The organism is Accumulibacter sp., from assembly GCF_029255145.1.
Classification (GTDB): Bacteria; Pseudomonadota; Gammaproteobacteria; order Burkholderiales; family Rhodocyclaceae; genus Accumulibacter.
This window is the reverse complement of sequence record NZ_JAPUVQ010000026.1, coordinates 1-19,418: the sequence shown is the minus strand read 5'-3', so window position 1 is coordinate 19,418 and position 19,418 is coordinate 1. Positions and strand designations below refer to the sequence as shown.

Annotated in this window: 11 protein-coding genes and 2 pseudogenes; 7 read left to right on the top strand and 6 right to left on the bottom strand. The window is 65.5% G+C overall.

All coding sequences use genetic code 11. The annotated features are described in order from the left end of the window. Window positions 1-56 precede the first annotated feature (56 nt). From Q1L50_RS02065 to cphA (Q1L50_RS02050), 4 genes and pseudogenes are all read left to right on the top strand, one after another. Entirely contained in the window at window positions 57-2,384 is a 2,328-nt protein-coding gene (locus Q1L50_RS02065) for an ABC transporter ATP-binding protein (protein WP_300335532.1), read from the top strand. Next, on the top strand, window positions 2,381-2,854 hold the full coding sequence (locus Q1L50_RS02060) for a DUF1854 domain-containing protein (RefSeq protein WP_300335530.1): 474 nt from the start codon (window positions 2,381-2,383) through the stop codon (window positions 2,852-2,854). The genes Q1L50_RS02065 and Q1L50_RS02060 overlap by 4 nt, the downstream gene beginning before the upstream one ends. A gap of 151 nt (window positions 2,855-3,005) precedes the next feature. Further along, window positions 3,006-5,171: pseudogene (cphA, locus tag Q1L50_RS02055) on the top strand (cyanophycin synthetase); the annotation flags it as partial. Window positions 5,172-5,264: 93 nt separating this feature from the next. Continuing rightward, complete coding sequence (gene cphA, locus Q1L50_RS02050; protein ID WP_300335528.1) at window positions 5,265-7,847, top strand: cyanophycin synthetase; 2,583 nt, start codon at window positions 5,265-5,267, stop codon at window positions 7,845-7,847. A gap of 12 nt (window positions 7,848-7,859) precedes the next feature. Here cphA (Q1L50_RS02050) and Q1L50_RS02045 read toward each other — a convergent pair whose 3' ends face one another. Beyond that, window positions 7,860-9,827, bottom strand: coding sequence for a flagellar assembly protein A (locus Q1L50_RS02045; RefSeq protein ID WP_300335526.1), 1,968 nt, complete (start codon window positions 9,825-9,827; stop codon window positions 7,860-7,862). A 306-nt stretch (window positions 9,828-10,133) separates the two neighbouring features. Between Q1L50_RS02045 and Q1L50_RS02040 the strand changes: the two genes are divergently transcribed. The 3 genes from Q1L50_RS02040 (at window position 10,134) to Q1L50_RS02030 (ending at window position 13,225) form a co-directional block, all read left to right on the top strand. Next, complete coding sequence (locus Q1L50_RS02040; protein ID WP_300335524.1) at window positions 10,134-10,661, top strand: glycine zipper family protein; 528 nt, start codon at window positions 10,134-10,136, stop codon at window positions 10,659-10,661. A 127-nt stretch (window positions 10,662-10,788) separates the two neighbouring features. Then, window positions 10,789-12,198 (top strand): S4 domain-containing protein, encoded by a 1,410-nt coding sequence (locus Q1L50_RS02035; RefSeq protein WP_300335522.1) that lies wholly within the window; start codon window positions 10,789-10,791, stop codon window positions 12,196-12,198. Between the two features lie 127 nt (window positions 12,199-12,325). After that, the gene (locus tag Q1L50_RS02030; protein WP_300335520.1) at window positions 12,326-13,225 is read left to right on the top strand and encodes an HDOD domain-containing protein; all 900 of its coding nucleotides are present in this window, start codon (window positions 12,326-12,328) and stop codon (window positions 13,223-13,225) included. 184 nt (window positions 13,226-13,409) lie between these two features. Here Q1L50_RS02030 and Q1L50_RS02025 read toward each other — a convergent pair whose 3' ends face one another. The 5 genes and pseudogenes from Q1L50_RS02025 to Q1L50_RS02005 form a co-directional block, all read right to left on the bottom strand. Next, the gene (locus Q1L50_RS02025) at window positions 13,410-13,616 is read right to left on the bottom strand and encodes a hypothetical protein (protein ID WP_300335518.1); all 207 of its coding nucleotides are present in this window, start codon (window positions 13,614-13,616) and stop codon (window positions 13,410-13,412) included. A gap of 333 nt (window positions 13,617-13,949) precedes the next feature. Continuing rightward, window positions 13,950-16,793, bottom strand: coding sequence for a DUF499 domain-containing protein (locus tag Q1L50_RS02020; protein WP_300335664.1), 2,844 nt, complete (start codon window positions 16,791-16,793; stop codon window positions 13,950-13,952). Then, window positions 16,790-17,338 carry a hypothetical protein gene (locus tag Q1L50_RS02015; RefSeq protein ID WP_300335516.1) on the bottom strand — a complete coding sequence of 183 codons (549 nt, stop codon included), beginning with the start codon at window positions 17,336-17,338 and terminating at the stop codon, window positions 16,790-16,792. The genes Q1L50_RS02020 and Q1L50_RS02015 overlap by 4 nt, the downstream gene beginning before the upstream one ends. Then, window positions 17,335-18,498 (bottom strand): AAA family ATPase, encoded by a 1,164-nt coding sequence (locus Q1L50_RS02010; protein WP_300335514.1) that lies wholly within the window; start codon window positions 18,496-18,498, stop codon window positions 17,335-17,337. Before Q1L50_RS02010 ends, Q1L50_RS02015 begins: the two co-directional genes overlap by 4 nt. 11 nt (window positions 18,499-18,509) lie before the next feature. Beyond that, window positions 18,510-19,418: pseudogene (locus Q1L50_RS02005) on the bottom strand (hypothetical protein); the annotation flags it as partial.

Below are 19,418 nucleotides of genomic sequence, written 5' to 3'. Positions count from 1 at the left end.
ATACTTGCCGCCTCCTTTGCACTCCTCCGCGGCCTCGTCCGAGAAACGATCAAGCAATGACTCAAGCGATTCCCTCATCGGCCGCGGACGGCGCAGACTACTCCGGATCGTCGCCGATACCGTTGCCGGCCGAGTGGTCCGCGCGCCTGCAGCCGCGACTGGCTGACGGCGAGAAGGTTCTGGCCTGGCTGGAGATCAACCTCGACGAGACCCTGCACTTTGCCAGCGGGGTCGTCGTCGTCAGCAGCGAACGCCTGCTGGCGCTGGCGGCTGTCGAGCAGCAGTGGCAGAGCTGGACGTACCGCCCGGGGCTGGCGCTGCTCCGCCACGATCATGCCGGCGTTGGAACGCTGGAACTGGTGGATGCCGAGTCACGACTCGGCCATTGGCGGTACACGCTGGGCGCCGACGTCGCGGCTGGCCGTCTGATCGACCACTTCAGCCGGCAACTCGACTTCCGCCTCACCGGCACCCTGCCGCCGCCGTCGGTCGTGGCGCTGTGCCCGAAGTGCGAAGGACCACTGCTGGCGGGGCAGGAAGACTGTCCGGTATGCAGCAAGGAAATCCATCAACCGCCTTCCACCTGGACGCTGTTGCGCCTGGGACGCTTCGCGACGCCCTACCGGGGGCGGCTGCTCGCGGGCTTCGTGCTCTCGCTGCTGAGCACCGCGGCGACCCTGGTGCCCCCGTACCTGACGATGCCGCTGATGGACAACGTGCTGATCCCCTACCAGAACGGCCAGGCGATCGACCCCGGTCTGGTCGCGCTCTATCTGTCCGGCCTGCTCGGCGCCGCGCTGCTCGCCTGGGTGCTCGGCTGGGCGCGCACCTACATCCTGGCGCTGGTCTCGGAGCGGATCGGCGCCGACCTGCGCACCGCCACCTACGAGCACTTGCTGAAGCTCTCGCAGGAGTACTTCGGCGGCAAACGAACCGGTGACCTGATGGCCCGCATCGGCTCGGAAACCGACCGCATCAACATCTTCATTTCGCTGCACCTGCTCGACTTCGCCACCGACGTGCTGATGATCGCGATGACCACCGTGATCCTGATGTCGATCGACCTCCGGCTGGCACTGGTCACGCTGGTGCCGCTGCCGATCATCGCCTGGCTGATCCACGTCGTGCGCGAGAAGCTGCGCACCGGTTTCGAGCGCGTCGACCGGGTCTGGGCGGAAGTGACCAACGTCCTCGCCGACACCATTCCCGGCATTCGCGTGGTCAAGGCCTTTGCCCAGGAGGCGCGCGAAGCGGGGCGTTTCCGGACGGCCAACGCCCACAACCTGGAGGTCAATGACCGGGTCAACAAGGTCTGGTCGCTGTTTTCGCCGACCGTCACCCTGCTCACCGAACTGGGGCTGCTGATCGTCTGGGGCTTCGGCATCTGGCAGATCGCCAAGGATCAGATCACCGTCGGCGTGCTCACCGCCTTCCTGGCCTACATCAGCCGATTCTACCTGCGCCTCGACTCGATGAGCCGCTTCGTCTCGGTGACGCAGAAGGCAGCGGCCGGGGCCAAGCGCATTTTCGACATCCTCGACCACGTTTCCAGCGTTCCCGAACCGACCAATCCGGTACATCTGCCAAGGGTCTCGGGGCGCATCGAGCTGCGCAATGTCGGCTTCCGCTACGGCACCCGCAGCGTCACCCGCGACATCAGCATCGCCATCGAACCGGGCGAAATGGTCGGACTGGTCGGCCACAGCGGTTCCGGCAAGAGCACCCTGGTCAACCTGATCTGCCGCTTCTACGACGTCAGCGAAGGCGCCATCCTGATCGACGGGGTGGACATCCGTTCGCTGCCGGTGGCCGAGTATCGCCGGCACATCGGCCTGGTGCTGCAGGAGCCCTTCCTGTTCTTCGGCACCATCGCCGAAAACATCGCCTACGGCAGACCCGAGGCCACGCGCGCCGAGATCATCGCCGCCGCGCGTGCCGCGCACGCCCACGAATTCATCCTCCGCCTCCAGCACGGTTACGACTCGCTGGTCGGCGAACGCGGCCAGGCGCTGTCGGGCGGCGAGCGGCAGCGGATCTCGATCGCGCGGGCGCTGCTGATCGACCCGCGGATCCTGATCCTCGACGAGGCCACCTCGTCGGTCGACACGACCACCGAGAAGGAAATCCAGAAAGCGCTGGACAATCTGGTCCGTGGCCGGACGACGATCGCCATCGCGCACCGCCTGTCCACCCTGCGCGACGCCGACCGGCTGGTCGTTCTCGACCGCGGCAGCGTCGTCGAGGTCGGCAGCCACGACCAGTTGATGGCCTGCGAGGGCCACTACTACCGCCTCTACCAGGCGCAGGCACGCAACGTCGACACCGAAGACGAACTGCGCCGAATGGAGCTGGAACGGGCTCAGGACGACGGAGAACGCCAATGAACGCCGCGCCCGACTATCGCTTGCAACGCAACGCCTTCGGCCGCCTCGAACTGACCGCCGCCGACGGTCAGACGCACCTCGGGGTGGTGCCGGTGCGCGCCTTTCCGATCACCGCTGCCGACGACGGCATCGGCCTGGTCGACCCGCACGGCCATGAACTGGCGTGGATAGAGCGGCTGAGCGACCTGCCCGACGCCATGCGCAGTCTGGTCGAAGACGAGCTCGCCCGGCGCGAGTTCATGCCCGAGATCAGCCGCATCGTCAGCGTCTCGAGTTTTGCCACGCCGAGCACCTGGCAGGTCGAAACCGATCGCGGAGCCAGCACTCTGGTGCTCAAGGGCGAGGAGGATATTCGCCGCCTGCACCCGCCGGCGCTGCTGATCGCCGACAGCCACGGCATCCACTTCCTGATCCGCGACCGCTACGCGCTCGACCAGCACAGCCGGCGGATTCTGGATCGCTTCCTGTGACCCTGGCCAGCGCCAGGCTGGCGCCCGGCGGTCAGCCGATTGGCGCCCGCCGCGTTATACCGGCGATAATCGCGGGCGCAGCTGTTTTTCGAGCGCCTGCCGCCGTTCCCGCGCCAGAGCGCGCCCACCCGTCCGTGCCTGGAATGAGCCCATGAAAAGCAAAGACATCAAGTTTCTCGAAATCCGCTACCTGCGCGGCCCGAATATCTGGACCTACCGTCCGGTGATCGAGGCGCTGGTCGATATCGGCGAACTCGAAGACTTCCCGTCGAACACCATCCCCGGTTTCTACGAACGCCTCACCGCCCTGCTGCCGTCGCTGATCGAGCATCGCTGCAGCTACGGCGAACGCGGTGGCTTCCTGCGCCGCCTGCAGGAAGGCACCTGGCCGGCGCACATCCTCGAACACGTCACCCTGGAGCTGCAAAACCTGGCCGGCATGCCGGGCGGTTTCGGCAAGGCCAGGGAGGTTTCGGCGCGCGGGGTCTACAAGGTGGTGGTCCGCGCCTGGCACGAGGATGTCACGCGGTCGTGCCTCTACGCGGGGCGTGAACTGCTGCTGGCGGCGATCCAGGACACGCCATTCGACGTCGCCACCACGGTCGCCCACCTGACCGACATGGCCGAGCGCAAGCTGCTCGGTCCGAGCACCGGCTGCATCGTCGACGCCGCGACCGCCAAGGACCGCCGCATCCCGGCGATCCGCCTGCTGGCTACCGGCAATCTCGTGCAACTCGGCTACGGCTCGCGCAGCCGGCGCATCTGGACCGCCGAAACCGACCGCACCAGCGCCATCGCCGAGGGCATCTCGCGCGACAAGGACCTGACCAAGAGCCTGCTGACCGCCTGCGGCGTACCGGTTCCCGAGGGGCGCCTGGTCGACAGTGCCGAGGACGCCTGCGAAGCCGCCGACGACATCGGCTATCCGGTGGTCGTCAAACCCTCTGACGGCAACCACGCGCGCGGCGTCTTCACCAACCTGGTCAGCCCTGCGGAAGTCGAGTCGGCGTATGCCGCCGCCGTCGAGGAAGGCAGCGGGGTAATCGTCGAACGTTACATCCGCGGTTCCGAGCACCGCCTGCTGGTGATTGGCGGCAAGCTCGCCGCCGCCGCGCGTGGCGAGGTCGCCAAGGTGATCGGCGACGGCGAGTCGACCATCGACCAGCTGATCGACAGCCAGATCAACTCCGACCCACGCCGCGGCCTCGAAGAGGAATTCCCACTGGACATCATCGCCTTGAGCGACAACCCGGTGGCGCGGCTCGAAGTAACGCGTCAGGGCTTCAGCGGCGAGTCGATCCCGCCGGCCGGTCGCGAGGTGCTGATCGTTCGTAGCGGCAACCATACCGACGATGTCACCGACATCGTCCACCCCGACACCGCGGCCACCGCGTCGCTCGCCGCACGCATCGTCGGACTCGATATCGCCGGCGTCGATCTGGTCTGCGAAGACATCACCCAGCCACTCGACGGCCAGCGAGGCGCGATCGTCGAGGTCAACGCCGGCCCCGGCCTGCTGATGCATCTCAAGCCCGAAACCGGCGAGCCACGTCCGGTCGGCCGCGCCATCGTCGACCAGTTGTTCCCCGATGGCGACGACGGACGGATCCCGGTGATCGGCGTCAGCGGCAGCTTCGGCAAGACCACCGTCGCCAGCCTGATCGCCCGCCTGCTGACGCTCACCGGCCAGCATACCGGCCTGGCGTGCAGCGACGGGCTGTTCCTCGACCGCCGCCGGATCGGCAAGGGCGACAGCGCCAACTGGGGGGCCGCCAACCGGATCCTGATGAACCGGGCGGTCGACGCCGCGGTCCTCGAAAACGGCAGCGACACCATCCTCGGCGAAGGTCTCGCTTACGATCGCTGCCTGATCGGGGTGATCACCAACGTCGACGCGGCGACGCACTTCGGCCGCTTTCACGTCGACACCGCCGAACAGGTGTTCACCGTCCTGCGTACCCAGGTCGACCTGGTTCTGCCGCGCGGCGCGGCGGTGCTCAACGCCGCTCACCCGATGCTGGTCGAGATCGCCGCCCTGTGCGACGGCGAGGTCATCTTCTTCGCCCTGGACCCCGAGCAGCCGACCCTCGTCGCGCACCGGGCAGAGGGCAAACGGGCGGTTTTCGCACGCGGCGGCCAGGTGATCCTCGCCAGCGGCCAGGACGAGAAGGCGATCGTCAGCCTGGAAGCGATCCCGCTGACCGGCGGTGGCGATATCGACTTCGAGGTCGAGAACGTCCTCGCCGCCAGTGCCGCGGCATGGGCGCTCGGTATCGCACCCGAGATCATCCGCACCGGGCTGGAAACCTTCACCATCGCCTGATCGACCACCGGAGCCTGCCAGCGCAGCGGCCGAGCCAGCCGAAGCTGACGCCCGGCGTCCCGACTCAAACAGAAAGGGAAACTGTTCATGGAAGTATCGCGTATCCGCGCCCTGCGTGGCCCCAACCTCTGGAGCCGGCACACGGCGATCGAAGCCATAGTCTGCTGTACGGAGGATGAACTCGACATCGACAACATCCCGGACTTCGAGACGCGTCTGCGCGAACGTTTCCCCGAACTGGCGATGTTGCGGCCGGCCGGTCACGAGGAAGCGGTTTCGATGGCGCAGGCGCTGGAGTTCGCGGCGCTGGGCCTGCAGGCGCAAGCGGGTTGTCCGGTCACTTTCAGCCGCACCGCGAAGACAGTGGAGACGGGCACTTACCAGGTGGTCGCCGAATACAGCGAAGAGGTCGTCGGCCGGCTGGCCTTCGAACTCGCCGAGCAGCTGTGCATCGCCGCCATCGACGACACGCCCTTCGACCTCGGCGAAGCGCTTGACCGCTTGCGCGAACTCGACGAAGACGTACGCCTGGGGCCCAGCACCGGGGCGATCGTTTACGCCGCAATGGCCCGCAACATTCCCTACCGCCGGCTGACCGAGGGGAGCATGGTGCAGTTCGGCTGGGGCAGCCGCCAGCGGCGCATTCAGGCGGCCGAAACCGATCGCACCAGCGCGGTCGCCGAATCGATCGCCCAGGACAAGGAACTGAGCAAGATCCTGCTGCACGCGGCTGGCGTCCCGGTCCCGATCGGGCGGCCGGTGCTGAGCGCCGAAGACGCCTGGGCGGCGGCCTGCGAAATCGATGCGCCGGTCGTCGTCAAGCCGCAGGACGGCAACCAGGGCAAGGGGGTGGCGGTCAACCTGGTCACCCGCGAACAGATCGAAGCGGCTTACGCGGTGGCCTTCCAGGTCAGCGACGAGGTGCTGGTCGAGCGCTACATTCCCGGCCACGACTACCGCCTGCTGGTGGTCGGCGACAAGCTGATCGCCGCCGCCCGGCGCGACCCGCCGCTGGTCGTCGGCGACGGCATGCACGACATTCTCGAACTGGTCGAGCGGGTCAACAGCGACCCGCGACGCGGCGAAGGTCACGCCACTTCATTGACCAGGATTCGCCTCGACGAGGTGGCCATGGCGCGCCTGGCCGCCGCCGGGCTGACCCCGGAGTCGGTCCCGGCGCGAGGGTCGCGGGTGGTCCTGCGCAACAACGCCAACCTGTCGACCGGCGGCACGGCGACCGACGTCACCGATGACGTTCATCCCGACTTCGCTGCGCAGGCGATCGCTGCCGCACAGACCATCGGGCTCGACATTGCCGGCGTCGACATCGTCTGCGACAGCGTCCTGCGCCCGCTCGAAGAACAAGGCGGCGGGATCGTCGAACTCAACGCCGCGCCCGGCCTGCGGATGCACCTGCAACCGTCGTTCGGCAAGGGGCGGCCGGTGGGCGAGGCAATCATCGCCAACATCTTTGCCGATGGCGACGAAGCGCGCATTCCGGTGGTCGCCGTGGCGGGCACCAACGGCAAGACGACCACCGTCCGGCTGATCGCCAACATCCTCGGTCGACAGGGCCTGCGCGTTGGCATGACGACCACCGACGGCGTCTATATCCAGGGCCGGCGGATCGATACCGGTGACTGCAGCGGCCCGAAGAGCGCCAAGAACGTCCTGCTCCACCCCGACGTCGACGCCGCGGTGCTCGAGACGGCGCGCGGCGGCGTGCTCCGAGAGGGCCTCGGCTTCGACCGCTGCAACGTCGCCGTGGTCACCAATATCGGGCTCGGCGACCACCTCGGGCTTTCATACATCAGCACCGTTGAAGACCTGTCGGTGGTCAAGCGCGTCATCGTCCAGAACGTCACCCCCGAGACCGGCGTCGCGGTGCTCAATGCCGCCGACCCGATGGTCGCCCGGATGGCTGGCTCGTGCCCGGGCAAGGTCACCTTTTTTGCCAGCGACCGCAACCATCCGCTGATGGCCCTGCATCGCGCACAGCGCAAGCGCGTCGTCTACCGCGACCGCGACGCGATCGTCGCTTCGGGCGCCGGCGTCGAGCACCGCATCGCGCTGAGCGAGATCCCGGTCACCCAGAACGGCGCGATCGGATTCCAGGTCGAAAACGCGATGGCCGCCATCGGGGCCGCCTGGGCACTCGAGGTGCCGTGGGCGACGATACGCGACGGACTGGCCAGCTTCGTCAACGACGCCCAGACCGCACCCGGGCGCTTCAACGTTTTCAGCTATCGCGGCGCCACCCTGGTCGCCGACTATGGCCACAACCCGGACGCCATCCAGGCTCTGGTCGATGCCATTGAGAACATGCCGTCGGCGCCGGGCAGTCAGCGCTCGGTGGTGATCAGCGGCGCCGGCGACCGGCGCGATGAAGACATCCGCGGCCAGACCGAAATCCTTGGCGGCGCTTTCGACCGGGTGCTGCTCTATCAGGATCAGTGCCAGCGCGGGCGGGCCGATGGCGAAGTACTGGCGCTGCTGCAGCAGGGTCTGCTGAACGCCACGCGGACCACCGAGGTGCAGGAAATCCATGGCGAGTTCCTGGCCATCGACACCGCGCTGGCGACTTTGCAGGCGGGCGACCTGTGCCTGATCCTGATCGACCAGATCGAGGAAGCGCTCGAACACATCGCCAAACGGCTTGCCGAGGGCTGAGCCGCCGCGCGGTCAGGCCGGCCGGCGCGGCGGCGTCTGATAAGTCCAGGAAAAGCTGCCCGCCGAGCCGGCAAAGAGCTTCTTGCTCGCCGCGTCGGGGTTGCGCAATCTGAGCTTCAGCTCCTTGCCCGGGAGGTCGGTCAAGGGCGTATCGGTGCGGCGGACCAGCAGCGCATGAATTCGCGTCTCGCCGTCGACGCGATCGATCGTGCAGGCAATCGCGCGACAGACCTGCTCCCGGGCAGCCAGCGCTTCGTCAAGCTCGACGCCCGAGGCACTGGCCTCGGCCTCCAGTTCCCTGACCTCTTCGCCGAGTTGGGAGAGGGTCCGCAAGATCGGTGCGACCAGCGCCGAGAGGCGCCGCCAGCCGGCCTGCTGCTCGCTGCTCAGGCTCGCTTCGCGGCCTCGCAACTTGCCGGCCAACGCCAGATAACTGACCACGTCCTTCTCGCCGCGCAAGGCGTCGATCCTGGCGCGATGACTGCCAAGAACCTTCTCCTGCGCCGCGCAGTGCTGCTGCAGCGCGGCGATCCGTGCTTCGTCGCCGGACAGGTCGGGCACCTGCACCAGGAACACGTTATCGACTTCCCGGCGAGCGCGGGCCATTCGCACGTGGATGGTCTTGCCAGCCACGGCGCAGCCCTCGGAGAGGTCGGCGTGCAGCTGATCGGCGAGGATGGTGCACTGGGTCGCGCGTTCGACGACCACCTCCCGAGCGACAATGACGCAGTTGTCAGCGCGTTTCAGCTTGACGCAGCCATGCGGCGCGATCAGCGTCGCTCCGGAAGCAAGGCCCTCGACGACGACGTCGCCGTCGTCGTTGCTGGCGCTGCCGCCGACCAGATTGTGTTTCAGCCAGACGACGCCGCCGGTGGACACGATATTGCCGAAGACGTCGGCAAAGGCGGTAATGCTGCGACAGGTGACGACGCGCTTCTCCTGGATTTCGCCGTGCTGTTCGTACGCCTCGCCAGTCAGCAGCAGATCGCCGGTCGTACGCGCGCTGACCCCCTCGTGACTGACGATCTTGTCGGCCACCGAAAACTGGTTGGTGCGCCGATCGATGTTGAGAAAGCCGGAAACCGACGCCAGCAGGTACTCGCCGTCCTTTTCGTGGCTGACACGGGTGCCGGGACCCGCCAGGCGCGCCAGGTCGAAATCCCTGGGCAAGGGGGCAGGCAGCTCGGCGCCGCTGACATCACGCCCGTCGACCCCCAGCGTGCGCGGCATTTTCTTCACCAGCCGAAGGCCGGCGGCGACTTGCGGATAGCGGGTCTCGAACTGGCGCAGATCCACCCGGTCGCCGAGCAGTCGGCGCGGCGCGTTGTTGCGGTGCAGACCGGGCGCCTGCTCGATGATTTCGGCATCCTTGCCGCGGACGAAGGGCCTGCTGCGGGCCACTACCCGCCGCTCGGGCTTGTCGAGCTCGAAGCCTTCCCTGACCATCGCCACGTCGATCCCGAAGCGCACGCCCTTGGCCCACGCATTGGCGATGAATTCGTCGAAATCGAGGACCGTACGCGTTTCAGGTGCCGCCGATCGACCGGCTACCAGCGGCTGATCACTGCCCTGCCCATCAGGCCCGTGCGCGGCCGTTGCCTCCAGATAGACCGGTTCGAACAGATAAACCGCCTCGCCACGGTCGACCCGGAACTCCTTGTAGAGCGACCGGCGCTCCGGCCGGAACTTCGCGATGTCGACCGCCAGGAACACTTCGTCGGCCGCCGTCCGAGTTGGATCGTCGCGACTCGCGGGATCGTCGTAGAGCAGCGACACCAGACGCGCGTAATCCAGTTCCCGGAAGTAGAGTCCCATGGCGATCACGCGGTTGACGAAATCCAGCAGGTCGGCAGTCGCCTCCAGTCGCGAAAGTGCCAGATACAGGCCGCCATCGCGCTGCACGAGATAGCGCGACAGGGCGATCTGTCCCTCCTCGAGGTCGGCGAGATTGCCGATGGCACTTGGCGGATCGTCAGGCATGGTGGCGGTCAGTTCACAGTGGGTAGCCGTTGCGGCCGTTTGCCGGAGCCTCGGGCAGTGATCGGAGGTACGCCGCGAGCCTACCAGAAACCGCCACCGACGACACGCGAGCCGGCTGGCGCCGGTCGAAAACGGTGCTCGCGAGCGCCAGTCGTCGGACCAGACGGTCGTCGCCCGGTAGCGCGATGAGGCGACCATTGGCACGTCTCACCGACCTGCGTCAGCCCAGCGACCGCCACTGCGTTATATTGATCTTCGACCGCGTACCGCCGGGTACGCGGCGAAACATCTTTTGTGAGCCTCGCCATGCCCAGCCTACGCCCCGCGACACCGCTGTTGGTCCTTGTCCTCGCAGCCTGCGCCAGCTATCCGCCCGAAGGGCCGAGCGTAATGGCGCTGCCCGGAACGGGGCAGTCGTTCGCCAGGTTCCGCGCCGACGACACGCTGTGCCGGACCTACGCCAGCCAGGCGCTGGGTGGCACGACACCGGCGCAGGCCGGGGTCGATGCCGGCGTCGCCAGCGCCGCCGTCGGCACGCTGCTTGGTGCGGCAGTCGGTGCCGCGGTCGATGGATCGAGCGGCGCCGCGGTTGGCGCCGGCGTCGGCCTGCTCGTTGGCAGCGCCAGCGGCGTCGCCAGCAGCAACGCCTCGAGCTACACCCTGCAGCAACGCTACGACCAGAGCTACGTTCAGTGCATGTACGCACGGGGCCAGAAGGTACCGGTGATCGGCAACTTCGCACCGCCGGAGGGCTACGCCACCAGAGCCCCCGATGCCGGCCCGCTGCCGCCGCCGCCGCCTCGTGGCGCGCCACCGCCCCCGCCCCCGCGCTAGCGCCCTGCGCCGAATTGCCGGCGATGGCGGGCAAAGACGCTGCCGCGGATGGCGCGCCGATGACTTGCATGGCGTACACCGCGCACACCACGTACACTAGCCGCCCGATCGAACCGAAAGCCTGGCCATGCCACCCCCGACCCTCAAACTCCCGAAAAAGCCTGCCCGCGGCGGGGCGGTCGACGACCCCAGGTCGCCGGCACGCAAGCCGATCCGTGGCCAGTCGCAGCTGTCGAAGCAGGCTGCCAGCTGGCGTGGCGACGGCAAGTCGCCCGCAGCAGCTGCGCCCGGCAGCGCCGCCGGCCGGCCAGCCGGCAAGCCGCAGCGCTTCGCCAGCGAGCCTGGCGATCCGGCCGCCAGTCAGACCAGGCCGACCCGGCGCGACTTCCCGGCCACCAGCCAGACAGCGGCAGCCGAGACGCCGCCGCGACAGCGGCAGCACGGGACAGCCGAGCGGCAGCCACCGCTGACCGTCGCCGACCCGGTGGCCGAAGGCGGCAGGGACCGTTTAGCTGGCGGGCGCACGGCCACCGAGCGCCCCGACAAGCCGGCCAGGAAGAGCTACCCGCCGCGCGGCATCGCTCGCAGCACCGGCGTCCGCGCCGCGCCTCCTGCGGCGCAGCGCCCGGAAAGCGACTCGGCGACGGCGCCAGCCAGCGCGCCAGGCCGCCCCGCCGCGAGCCCCCGGCCAGATCCGTCGCCCGCACGCCGGGATCGGCGAACGGCAACGCCGGCCGCAGCGAGGACTGTTTCGCCGGTGGCGCAGGCGCCGGACGCGACGACCAGCGCACCGCGAGGCTTGCCGAAGGAATCGCCGCGGCTGGCGAAACTGGTCAGCCAAATGGCGCAGTGCTCGCGACGCGAAGCCGACGAATGGATAGAAAACGGCTGGGTCAGCGTGGACGGCGTAGTGGTCAACCGGCTTGGCGCGCGCGTCAACCCGAAGGCGACGATCAGGATCAAGGAGAGCGCCAACAGGCAGCCGGCGGAAACCGTCACGATCATCCTCAACCGGCCGCGCAAAGCGGAAGATGGTGCCGGCGAGGACGGCCGCCAGGCAATCGCCACCTTGATCCGTGCCGACAATCGCTGGAGCGAGGACCACACTTCCTTCACCTTCCAGGCCTCGCACCTGCGCGGGCTGACCACCGCCGGAAAGCTCGACGACGACGAGGGCGGAATGCTCGCCCTGACGCAGGAGGGCAGCGTCGCACGCCGCCTGACCGGCGGCGATTCGCGCCTGGAGAAGGAGTATCACGTACGCGTCGAGGGCGAACTGGCAGCCGACGGTCTGGAACTGCTCCGGCACGGGCTGTCGCTCGACAACGTCAAGCTGCCGCGCGCGCAGGTGTCATGGCTGAGCGAGCAGCAGATGCGCTTTGTCCTGCACGACGGCCGGAAGGGCCAGATCGCGCGGATGTGTGAACTGGTCGGCTTGCAGGTCACCGATATCAAGCGCGTTCGCATCGGCAGCGTCTCGCTCGGCAAGCTGCCGCCGGGACAGTGGCGCTACCTGCGCGAAGACGAGCGCTTCTGAGCCGCGCGCGGGCGCGCTTGCAGGGTCGCCACGCTGCGATTACCATCGGGCTGTAATCCGGGTGCGCCCCGGCAAGGACTCGCTTGCCCGGTGCGCCGGTCTGACAGCCCTGTCCAAGGCGAACTCAATGCTCGATACGCAACCGCCACGCCCGCCAGCGCCAGCAGACCTCGCAGCCTGGCTGAAGCTGTTCGGCAGCGCCGAAATGCCGGTCCTGCGCCAGACGGCCCGTCGCCTCGACGAAGCGCGCCAGAACATCGACCGGGTCACCGGCCGCGACATCACCGACATCGTGCTGCAGGATCCGCTGCTGGCGATCCGCGTCCTGGCCTATATCCAGTCCTTCGGCAGCAAGCGCCTGCGCAGCGACATCACCAACATCGCCAGCGCGGTGATGATGCTTGGCGTCGAGCCATTCTTCCGCAAGTTCGAGAACCCGCAGACCATCGAGGCGACGCTCGGCCGCAAGCCGCAAGCGCTGCTCGGCGTGCTGCAGGTCATCCTGCGCACCCAGCGCGCGTCGCGCTACGCACACGACTGGGCCTTCGCCCGGCACGACATGAACGTCGAGGAAGTGGCGCTGGCGGCGCTGCTCAGCGACCTCGCCGAGATCCTGCTGTGGTGCTTCGCGCCCGAACTGGCGATCGACATCCGTTCCCGGCTGCAGTCAGACCGGGCGCTGCGCAGCGGCGGCGTGCAGCGGGAAGTCCTCGGTTTTCCGCTGGCCGAGCTGCAACTGGCGCTTTGCCGGGAGTGGCACCTGCCCGACTTGCTGACCACGCTGATGGACAGCAGCAGCGCGCATCTGCCGCGCGTCCAGAACGTCAGGCTGGCGGTCAACCTGGCGCGTCACTCGATCGACGGCTGGACCGACGAAGCCATCCCCGACGACTTCGCGGCCATCCAGACCCTGTTGAACATCAGCCGCGAAACGCTGCTCGAACGCCTGCAACTGCCGCCGGAGCTCCTTCCCGGACTGGTGAAGCAGGACACCAGGGCTGCCGAAGGAAGGTTCTGGCGGCCGTAAGCGCGAGAGCCAGCGGTCGTCAGCCTCGCACCGGCGATTGATGGCGGTTGGTACCGATTCGTGGTGGCTGGCACCGATCCGGCCGTCAAATACGGGAAGACAGCGCCGCCAGAGCGATGCTCCCGACCGGACCAGTGTCGGCGCGCATGGCCCCCGCCGCGCCCCGCCCGGCCGCGGGTGACTTTCAGCCAAGCCAGCGCTGCACGGCGCGGCTGCGGGATTTTCTCCGCCAGCAGGCAGGTTTCTGCAAGGCCGCAGCATCCACCCGCGGCGCACCAAAGACCTCCTGGGCCAGCGCCCAGCGATGACGTTCCACCAGGCCAACCCCTGCGATCTGCTCAAACCACTTCTGAATGCGATTCATGGCAAGTAACTCCTCCGTCGAGATCAATTGAACGAAATCCACTGCGACGAGGGCAAGACTACCTGATATCTGTATATTTGTACAGTTTTTTATGTATGGATGTACAGTCTTTCGTGCTGAAATCACAAGTGGCACACGCTCCGTTCAACCCGGCTTGAGCGTCGTCGCCCGAATCCAGCGAATGCGGAACCCTGATTGCCGGGTCGCAAGACCTCTGGGCACGCCAGATTGCTGGCCGCCGCGTGCTTCCGGAACTATGCCCCGCCTCGGTCTGGACAATTTTGCAAATTGGCATAGTGCCGCCGCAAATGACTACCCGCGGTAGATCTTTCGGAACGACGTGGAAGGGCGGCAATAGTGTCAGTCCTCAAACCCACCATTCTTGAACTTCAACTGATTGCAGTTTTCGCGCACTGCTCTCTGGATGCCCTCGTCGAAACCATTTTCACACTCCGCCTGAATCTCGACCGAAATCTTCAAGCGAACATCAGATCGGTTGAGCAGCATGACGATCTCATCGACGACATCACCGAATTGCGGCTTGGGCTGCAGCGGGTTCAGTTCGACCGTGCCAAAAAACAAGCGCCGCTTCGCCGCTTTCGGCGGCTCTGGCGTATAGCCGGGACCAACCGGCGTTTCCATGCCGCGCGACGGAGTGTTTGTGCCGGTCGTCAGTACAGCATGACCGCCGACCTGAATCGCAATCGCCGCGTTCCGCGCCGCTTCCTCGGCCTGCAGCACCTTGGCGAACGCTTCCGCTGCCTTGGGCTCGACCAGCAGGAGTGAGTCGTCGAGGATAGGCGTCGTCGGTGTTCCGTACTGGAAACCTAGATAACGCTCGCCCTCGCGGCCATACGCCAGGCCGAAGAAATCACGCGAAACTGCCCCGGCAGCCAGCGTCAGCCGCAAGACATTCGAATCCAGCAGGCGTGGCAGGTAGAGATAGGCACAGGTCTTGTACCAGATGTCCAGTGCGCCAACGGCCGGCGTGTCGTCTTTCCAGAACCACGTTTTAAGCAGTTTCGAGAGATGAATCGGTGCCCAGTCGCCGATCAAGAGTTCGTTGTCCTTCAAGACCTGTTCGATCTCCTGCATCCGGTTGATCGTGGCCGGATTGATCTGGAAGTGTTCCCACGAGATGTCGGAAATTCCTTTACCCGGCTTGGCCACCTGCATCGGCACGAGCAGCCATTTGTAGCTTTCCCGAACCATCCGATCAAGCGCGCCCTTGGCTTCTTCAAGGCTCTTGCTGGCCTGCTTTCCTTGCAGCATATCGAGGTTGAGCCGGCCTTCCTTCACGTCAGAAACGATGGATTGCCAGGCCAGCACCGAGCGCACCTGGTCTTTGAGGCGGCTGACGGTATCGACATCAGCGGCCATGAAGACCAGCCGGTTCTGTTTCTGGCGCGGCTGATCGCCACGGTTTTTCAGAATCTCGGTGGCTCGCATGAGGGCGGCCGCCGCGGTCTGCCCCGAGCGGCTGAAGGGTGCATCGGGGGCCAATAACACCAGGCGCAAGGACCAGTCGTCGGGAATGTCGCCACTGTTGGTGAACACGTGGACGCCGCCGAAAACGCCGGATGCGAAGCGCAGCTTGTCGCGAACGAACGGAAAAACATCCTCCTTGTCGTTGAACCGGCGTTTTCTGTCCTCCATTTCGCGCCGCAGGTTGGGGCGGGTATCGAACCAGTAGCGGCAGTTCGCGCTGTTGAGGTATTGCAGCTTGTCGACGATGGCGCGCAGCGCATCCTTGTAGTGGCCAAGCACCTGCCCCGGCTGCGCACACGCCAGCAGCAGACGCTCCTGTTCCAGCCCGCGATGATGCTTGGCCCCGCCGACATTGCCGGCATCGGGCGCACTGCCCAGGAAGATCGAGCGCGCCAATCGCCGGCAGGCATGAATGGCACCGAAGATCGGTCGCGTCGTATCGAGGTCGGTGGTCGCCGCCCGCTCGCCGTCGATGTCTTTTTCAACGACCGGGTCCCATCCCTGCGCCAGGTAGTAGATCGACTCATTGCGCACGTCTGCGTCGTACAGCGGCAGACTGGCTGGCTGGATCAGGAGGTCGTTGTTGTTGTCCTTCCACAGCCGGTGGATCACCTTGGCCATCAGCTTCAACACGCCACGCGTGCGCTGGAAGTTGTCGAGCGACGACCAGTCTTCATAGAGCCGGTCGAACACTTCGGGATGCAGCGGATACGCCTGCTGCAAGCGCGTGAAGTAATGGCTGTCCTGCGTCTCGGCCGGGAACTCACCACCATGGGCGATGTAGAGATCGGCGTAGGCCCGGCACACCGCCTCTGCGGCCAGCCGGTCGTTGATGGCGGTGAACAGACGACGGCGAACGATCTCGAAGGCTTCCTCGGCTGCCACCGGCTTCCACAGGGCCTGCACACGGCCGAAATAATGAGAGAGTGCCGCCAGGGCGTTGATCCCTTTCTGGCTGCCGGCTTCCTTGTCGGATTCCGGTAACGAGGCCAGCAACACAGCAGTGGGTACCGCTTTCATCGCCTCGGTCAGTGCCTGGACGAACGAGAGATTCGAGTCGTAGGTGCCGCCGGTAAAAGACTTGCCCTCCTCGAACTGACGGACGTAAGCCACCAGTTCATCGACCAGGATCACGCACGGGGCATGATCGGCGATCAGTTGGGTCAGCACTTCCTTGCCGGGCGAGGTGCCCGACAGATCAGAATCCCTGACGCGAGTGTAAGCGGCTTCTCCGCCGATCTGCCACGCGAGTTCCCCCCACAGGGTATGCACCAGCACGCCGCCGCGTTGCTTTGGCTGGCTGGGCGACAGGCGAATGCCATCGATCACTACGATACGCGCCTGCGGCAATTCGGTGATAGCGGCCATGTCGAGAATCGGTGGAATACCCTGCAACTGGCTTGCCGGCTGTTCACCCTTGGCCAAATGATAGACGGCCAGCAGGGTGTGCGTCTTGCCGCCGCCGAATGCGGTCTGCAACTGGATAACGGGATCGCCGCCGCGTCCCGTCAGCCGCTTGACCACTGAATCGAGCAAGAGCCGCATGCCTTCGGTGATGAAAGTGCGCTCGAAAAAGAGCGCGGGGTTCTGATACTCAGCCGTCGCCGTGCCCTGATGCACACGGGTGATGTCCGCAGCGAACTCGGCTTGTTGGAAAGTGCCGCGCAACACATCCTCGTGAGGAATGGCGACTTCACGCCATGGCTTCAGGCTCATTGTTGTTCTCTCGTGGGCGCGGGTTCGACCCGCCAGGGCAAGCGGGCGATCGCGATACCGCTCCCATAGCAAAGCGCATGGGGATCGACTGCGTGCAGTTCGTGGCGCAACTGCGCCACCGCCGTTCGTGGGTCGATAACCTGCTTGAACAAGCGTGAGGGATGGTCCGGCTGGTCCAAATGCAGTGCGATACGCAGCACATTCGCGCACATCGCGTGTTGGCAGAAATCGCGCTCATCAGGGTCGTTGGCCCGAAGACGTGCCGTCGCCAGGCCAGCCAGCGTCGCCCGAACCTTGCCCGCGACCTCCGAAAACACGGAGCCGGCCTTGCTGCGCCGATTTCTCCGGTAATCCTTTACCTCGATCAACCAGCACTCGCCTGCGGGTGAAAGGGCGACCGCATCGACGGCTTTTGATCCGCCCGCAAAGGACTGGAACTGATTGCGATGAAAGCGGGAATCGTCGTACTTGAGCACGCGCCATCCGCCTGCAAAGGTGAAGCGCTGGCCGTCGACCTCCACGGCAAGGGGCGCAGCACTGGTCATTCCAGCGTCTCGAAATATCGGTCGGACTGCGCCAGGTCTTCATCCAGCAGCAGCAAGGGGCCGACTGCCGCACTGTCGTCGCCCATGCTGACGGTCACGCCGTGCTTGCCGAGTCCAAGGGCAAAATACTTCGTCGGCAGTGGGGGGCTGTCTGGCGTGCGCAGCAGGATTTCGAACTCGCGCAGCAGGAACAGGCTGTGCGTCGCCAGGATGATCTGTACGCCTTGTCGCACCAGTGTGCAGATGGCCTCGGCCAGCAATCGGATGGCTGCCGGGTGGAGGTTGCTGTCGGGCTCGTCCCAGAACAGCGAACTACCCCGTTCGATCAGGCCGTAACGAATCAGGTAGATCAGCAGCGCCAGCTTGCGATGCCCCTCGGCGAGCAATTGCGATTCCAGCCGCGAACCGCTGGCTTGTACAAACACCAGATCGTTGTCTTCCAGCTTCAAGTCGCCACCAAGCAGTTGCTGAATTTGCTGCACCACGCCCGCAAGCAGCGGCGACGGTTCACTGGGTTCGAGTGACGACAAGGCGACGGCCAGGTCGCGATAGGTCTCATCGAGTGGAAAGTCGCGATATTTGTCGAACAGGCCAACCAGCCCGTTGAACATTGACACGATTTCCTTGCTGGGCAGAAAAATTGGTCGTGGAACAAAGGCATTCCTGGCAGCATTCTCGGGAAGTTGAACCAGTTCAAGCGATTTCCCTTGTGGCTGACCCGGTGCCTGCACCACCTCAATACTGGCGGCTTGATCCTTCGGACGCTTCAAGCGGATTTCCCATGGCATTTCCTCTGCCAGTCCAGGCGAGGCAAAGGGCTGCTCGGTCGACATCCGTATTTGAAGCGTTGGGATATGGCCCCCGACATCGGCGATGATCGAAGCACCGTTCCAGTGGCCCTGGCTGACCAGACTGGCGAGGTTGCGGATGCGGAAAATACGCTCCAGCCGTTCCTCCAGGTATGACTCGACCCGCTTCTTGCCAAGACTGGCTTGGCTGCCCATCAAATCCGGCCATGCGCGGCAAAAGAGGTAGCCCAGTTTCAACAGATGGGTCTTGCCGGTGCCGTTATCCCCGATGATGACATTCAGTCCGGGTGAGAACTCGAAACGGGCATCCTGAAAAACGGTGAAATGCTTGATGTGCAGTTGATTGAGCATGGCTTTGCTCCTCAAATATCCAGCTTCGCCTGCGAACCGATGTGACCAGATTCATGCGAAGCAGCTTCGATGCCCAGCCAGGAAGTGATGAGTTCGTTGTAGCCACGCGCTTCATCGGTCCAGCCTTTACGTTCGCATAGGGTATAGAGGCGATAGGCCAGGTTGCGAATGGGCTCCGCCCGCTCCGGCATGTGCGCCAGCAACGCTCCCGCTGCCGACTCGCTCTGTGACTGCAAGGCGCGAATCATCTGGTGCAAGGCTTCCCATACCGGTGTTCGGTTGTCTTCCTTCGGGTCCCAGTCGGCGGGGTATTCGGCGGGCTTCAGCAGTCGCACCTTGCCGCTACCCGCTTCCACCACGCCAGCGTCGCGCACGCTATCGACGCTGGTACCCTTGGCGCGGGCCAACACATCGGCCTGACCGAACTCGCCAGCGGCCCAACCCAACTGATCGAACCAGCTCAGGCAGAACTGTGTATCGCCCTCGAAGTCGTCGCCGCCTTCGATGAGCATTCTGTTGATAGCCATCAGCGCCGAATGGACGGTCATCGGACTGCCGTCGGCTTCGAGTACCGCAGAATGCTTGGAGAAAATCGCCATCCCGGGGCCGATGACGGCCTGAGCCAGATCGACAGGAGCAACGGGCGAGAGGCCTTCGGCGCCGCCGATCATCACCTCGACTGCTTCGGTGAGTTCGTCTTTCAACTCGCGTAGAAACTCGCGGCGCGAAATACTGGGGGCGTCGGTTGATCGTTGGCGGCAGACGAGGACGATGCTGGATGCAAGGGCATTGGCTCCCAATGCTCTCAACGTAACGCGCCATTGACATAAATTGATCGGCGGACCCAGAAACCGGTTGCGCGTCAGGCGAGCACAAGGCAAAGTATGTATCCCCTTGATACGGATGTAAAATTTTATATG

What these genes read in the sequence shown, in the direction of transcription:
- Q1L50_RS02065 (WP_300335532.1), top strand. Translation starts at nt 57, where the DNA reads ATGACTCAAGCGATTCCCTCATCGGCCGCGGACGGCGCAGACTACTCC.
- Q1L50_RS02060 (WP_300335530.1), top strand. Translation starts at nt 2,381, where the DNA reads ATGAACGCCGCGCCCGACTATCGCTTGCAACGCAACGCCTTCGGCCGC.
- cphA (WP_300335528.1), top strand. Translation starts at nt 5,265, where the DNA reads ATGGAAGTATCGCGTATCCGCGCCCTGCGTGGCCCCAACCTCTGGAGC.
- Q1L50_RS02045 (WP_300335526.1), bottom strand. Translation starts at nt 9,827, where the DNA reads ATGCCTGACGATCCGCCAAGTGCCATCGGCAATCTCGCCGACCTCGAG.
- Q1L50_RS02040 (WP_300335524.1), top strand. Translation starts at nt 10,134, where the DNA reads ATGCCCAGCCTACGCCCCGCGACACCGCTGTTGGTCCTTGTCCTCGCA.
- Q1L50_RS02035 (WP_300335522.1), top strand. Translation starts at nt 10,789, where the DNA reads ATGCCACCCCCGACCCTCAAACTCCCGAAAAAGCCTGCCCGCGGCGGG.
- Q1L50_RS02030 (WP_300335520.1), top strand. Translation starts at nt 12,326, where the DNA reads ATGCTCGATACGCAACCGCCACGCCCGCCAGCGCCAGCAGACCTCGCA.
- Q1L50_RS02020 (WP_300335664.1), bottom strand. Translation starts at nt 16,793, where the DNA reads ATGAGCCTGAAGCCATGGCGTGAAGTCGCCATTCCTCACGAGGATGTG.
- Q1L50_RS02015 (WP_300335516.1), bottom strand. Translation starts at nt 17,338, where the DNA reads ATGACCAGTGCTGCGCCCCTTGCCGTGGAGGTCGACGGCCAGCGCTTC.
- Q1L50_RS02010 (WP_300335514.1), bottom strand. Translation starts at nt 18,498, where the DNA reads ATGCTCAATCAACTGCACATCAAGCATTTCACCGTTTTTCAGGATGCC.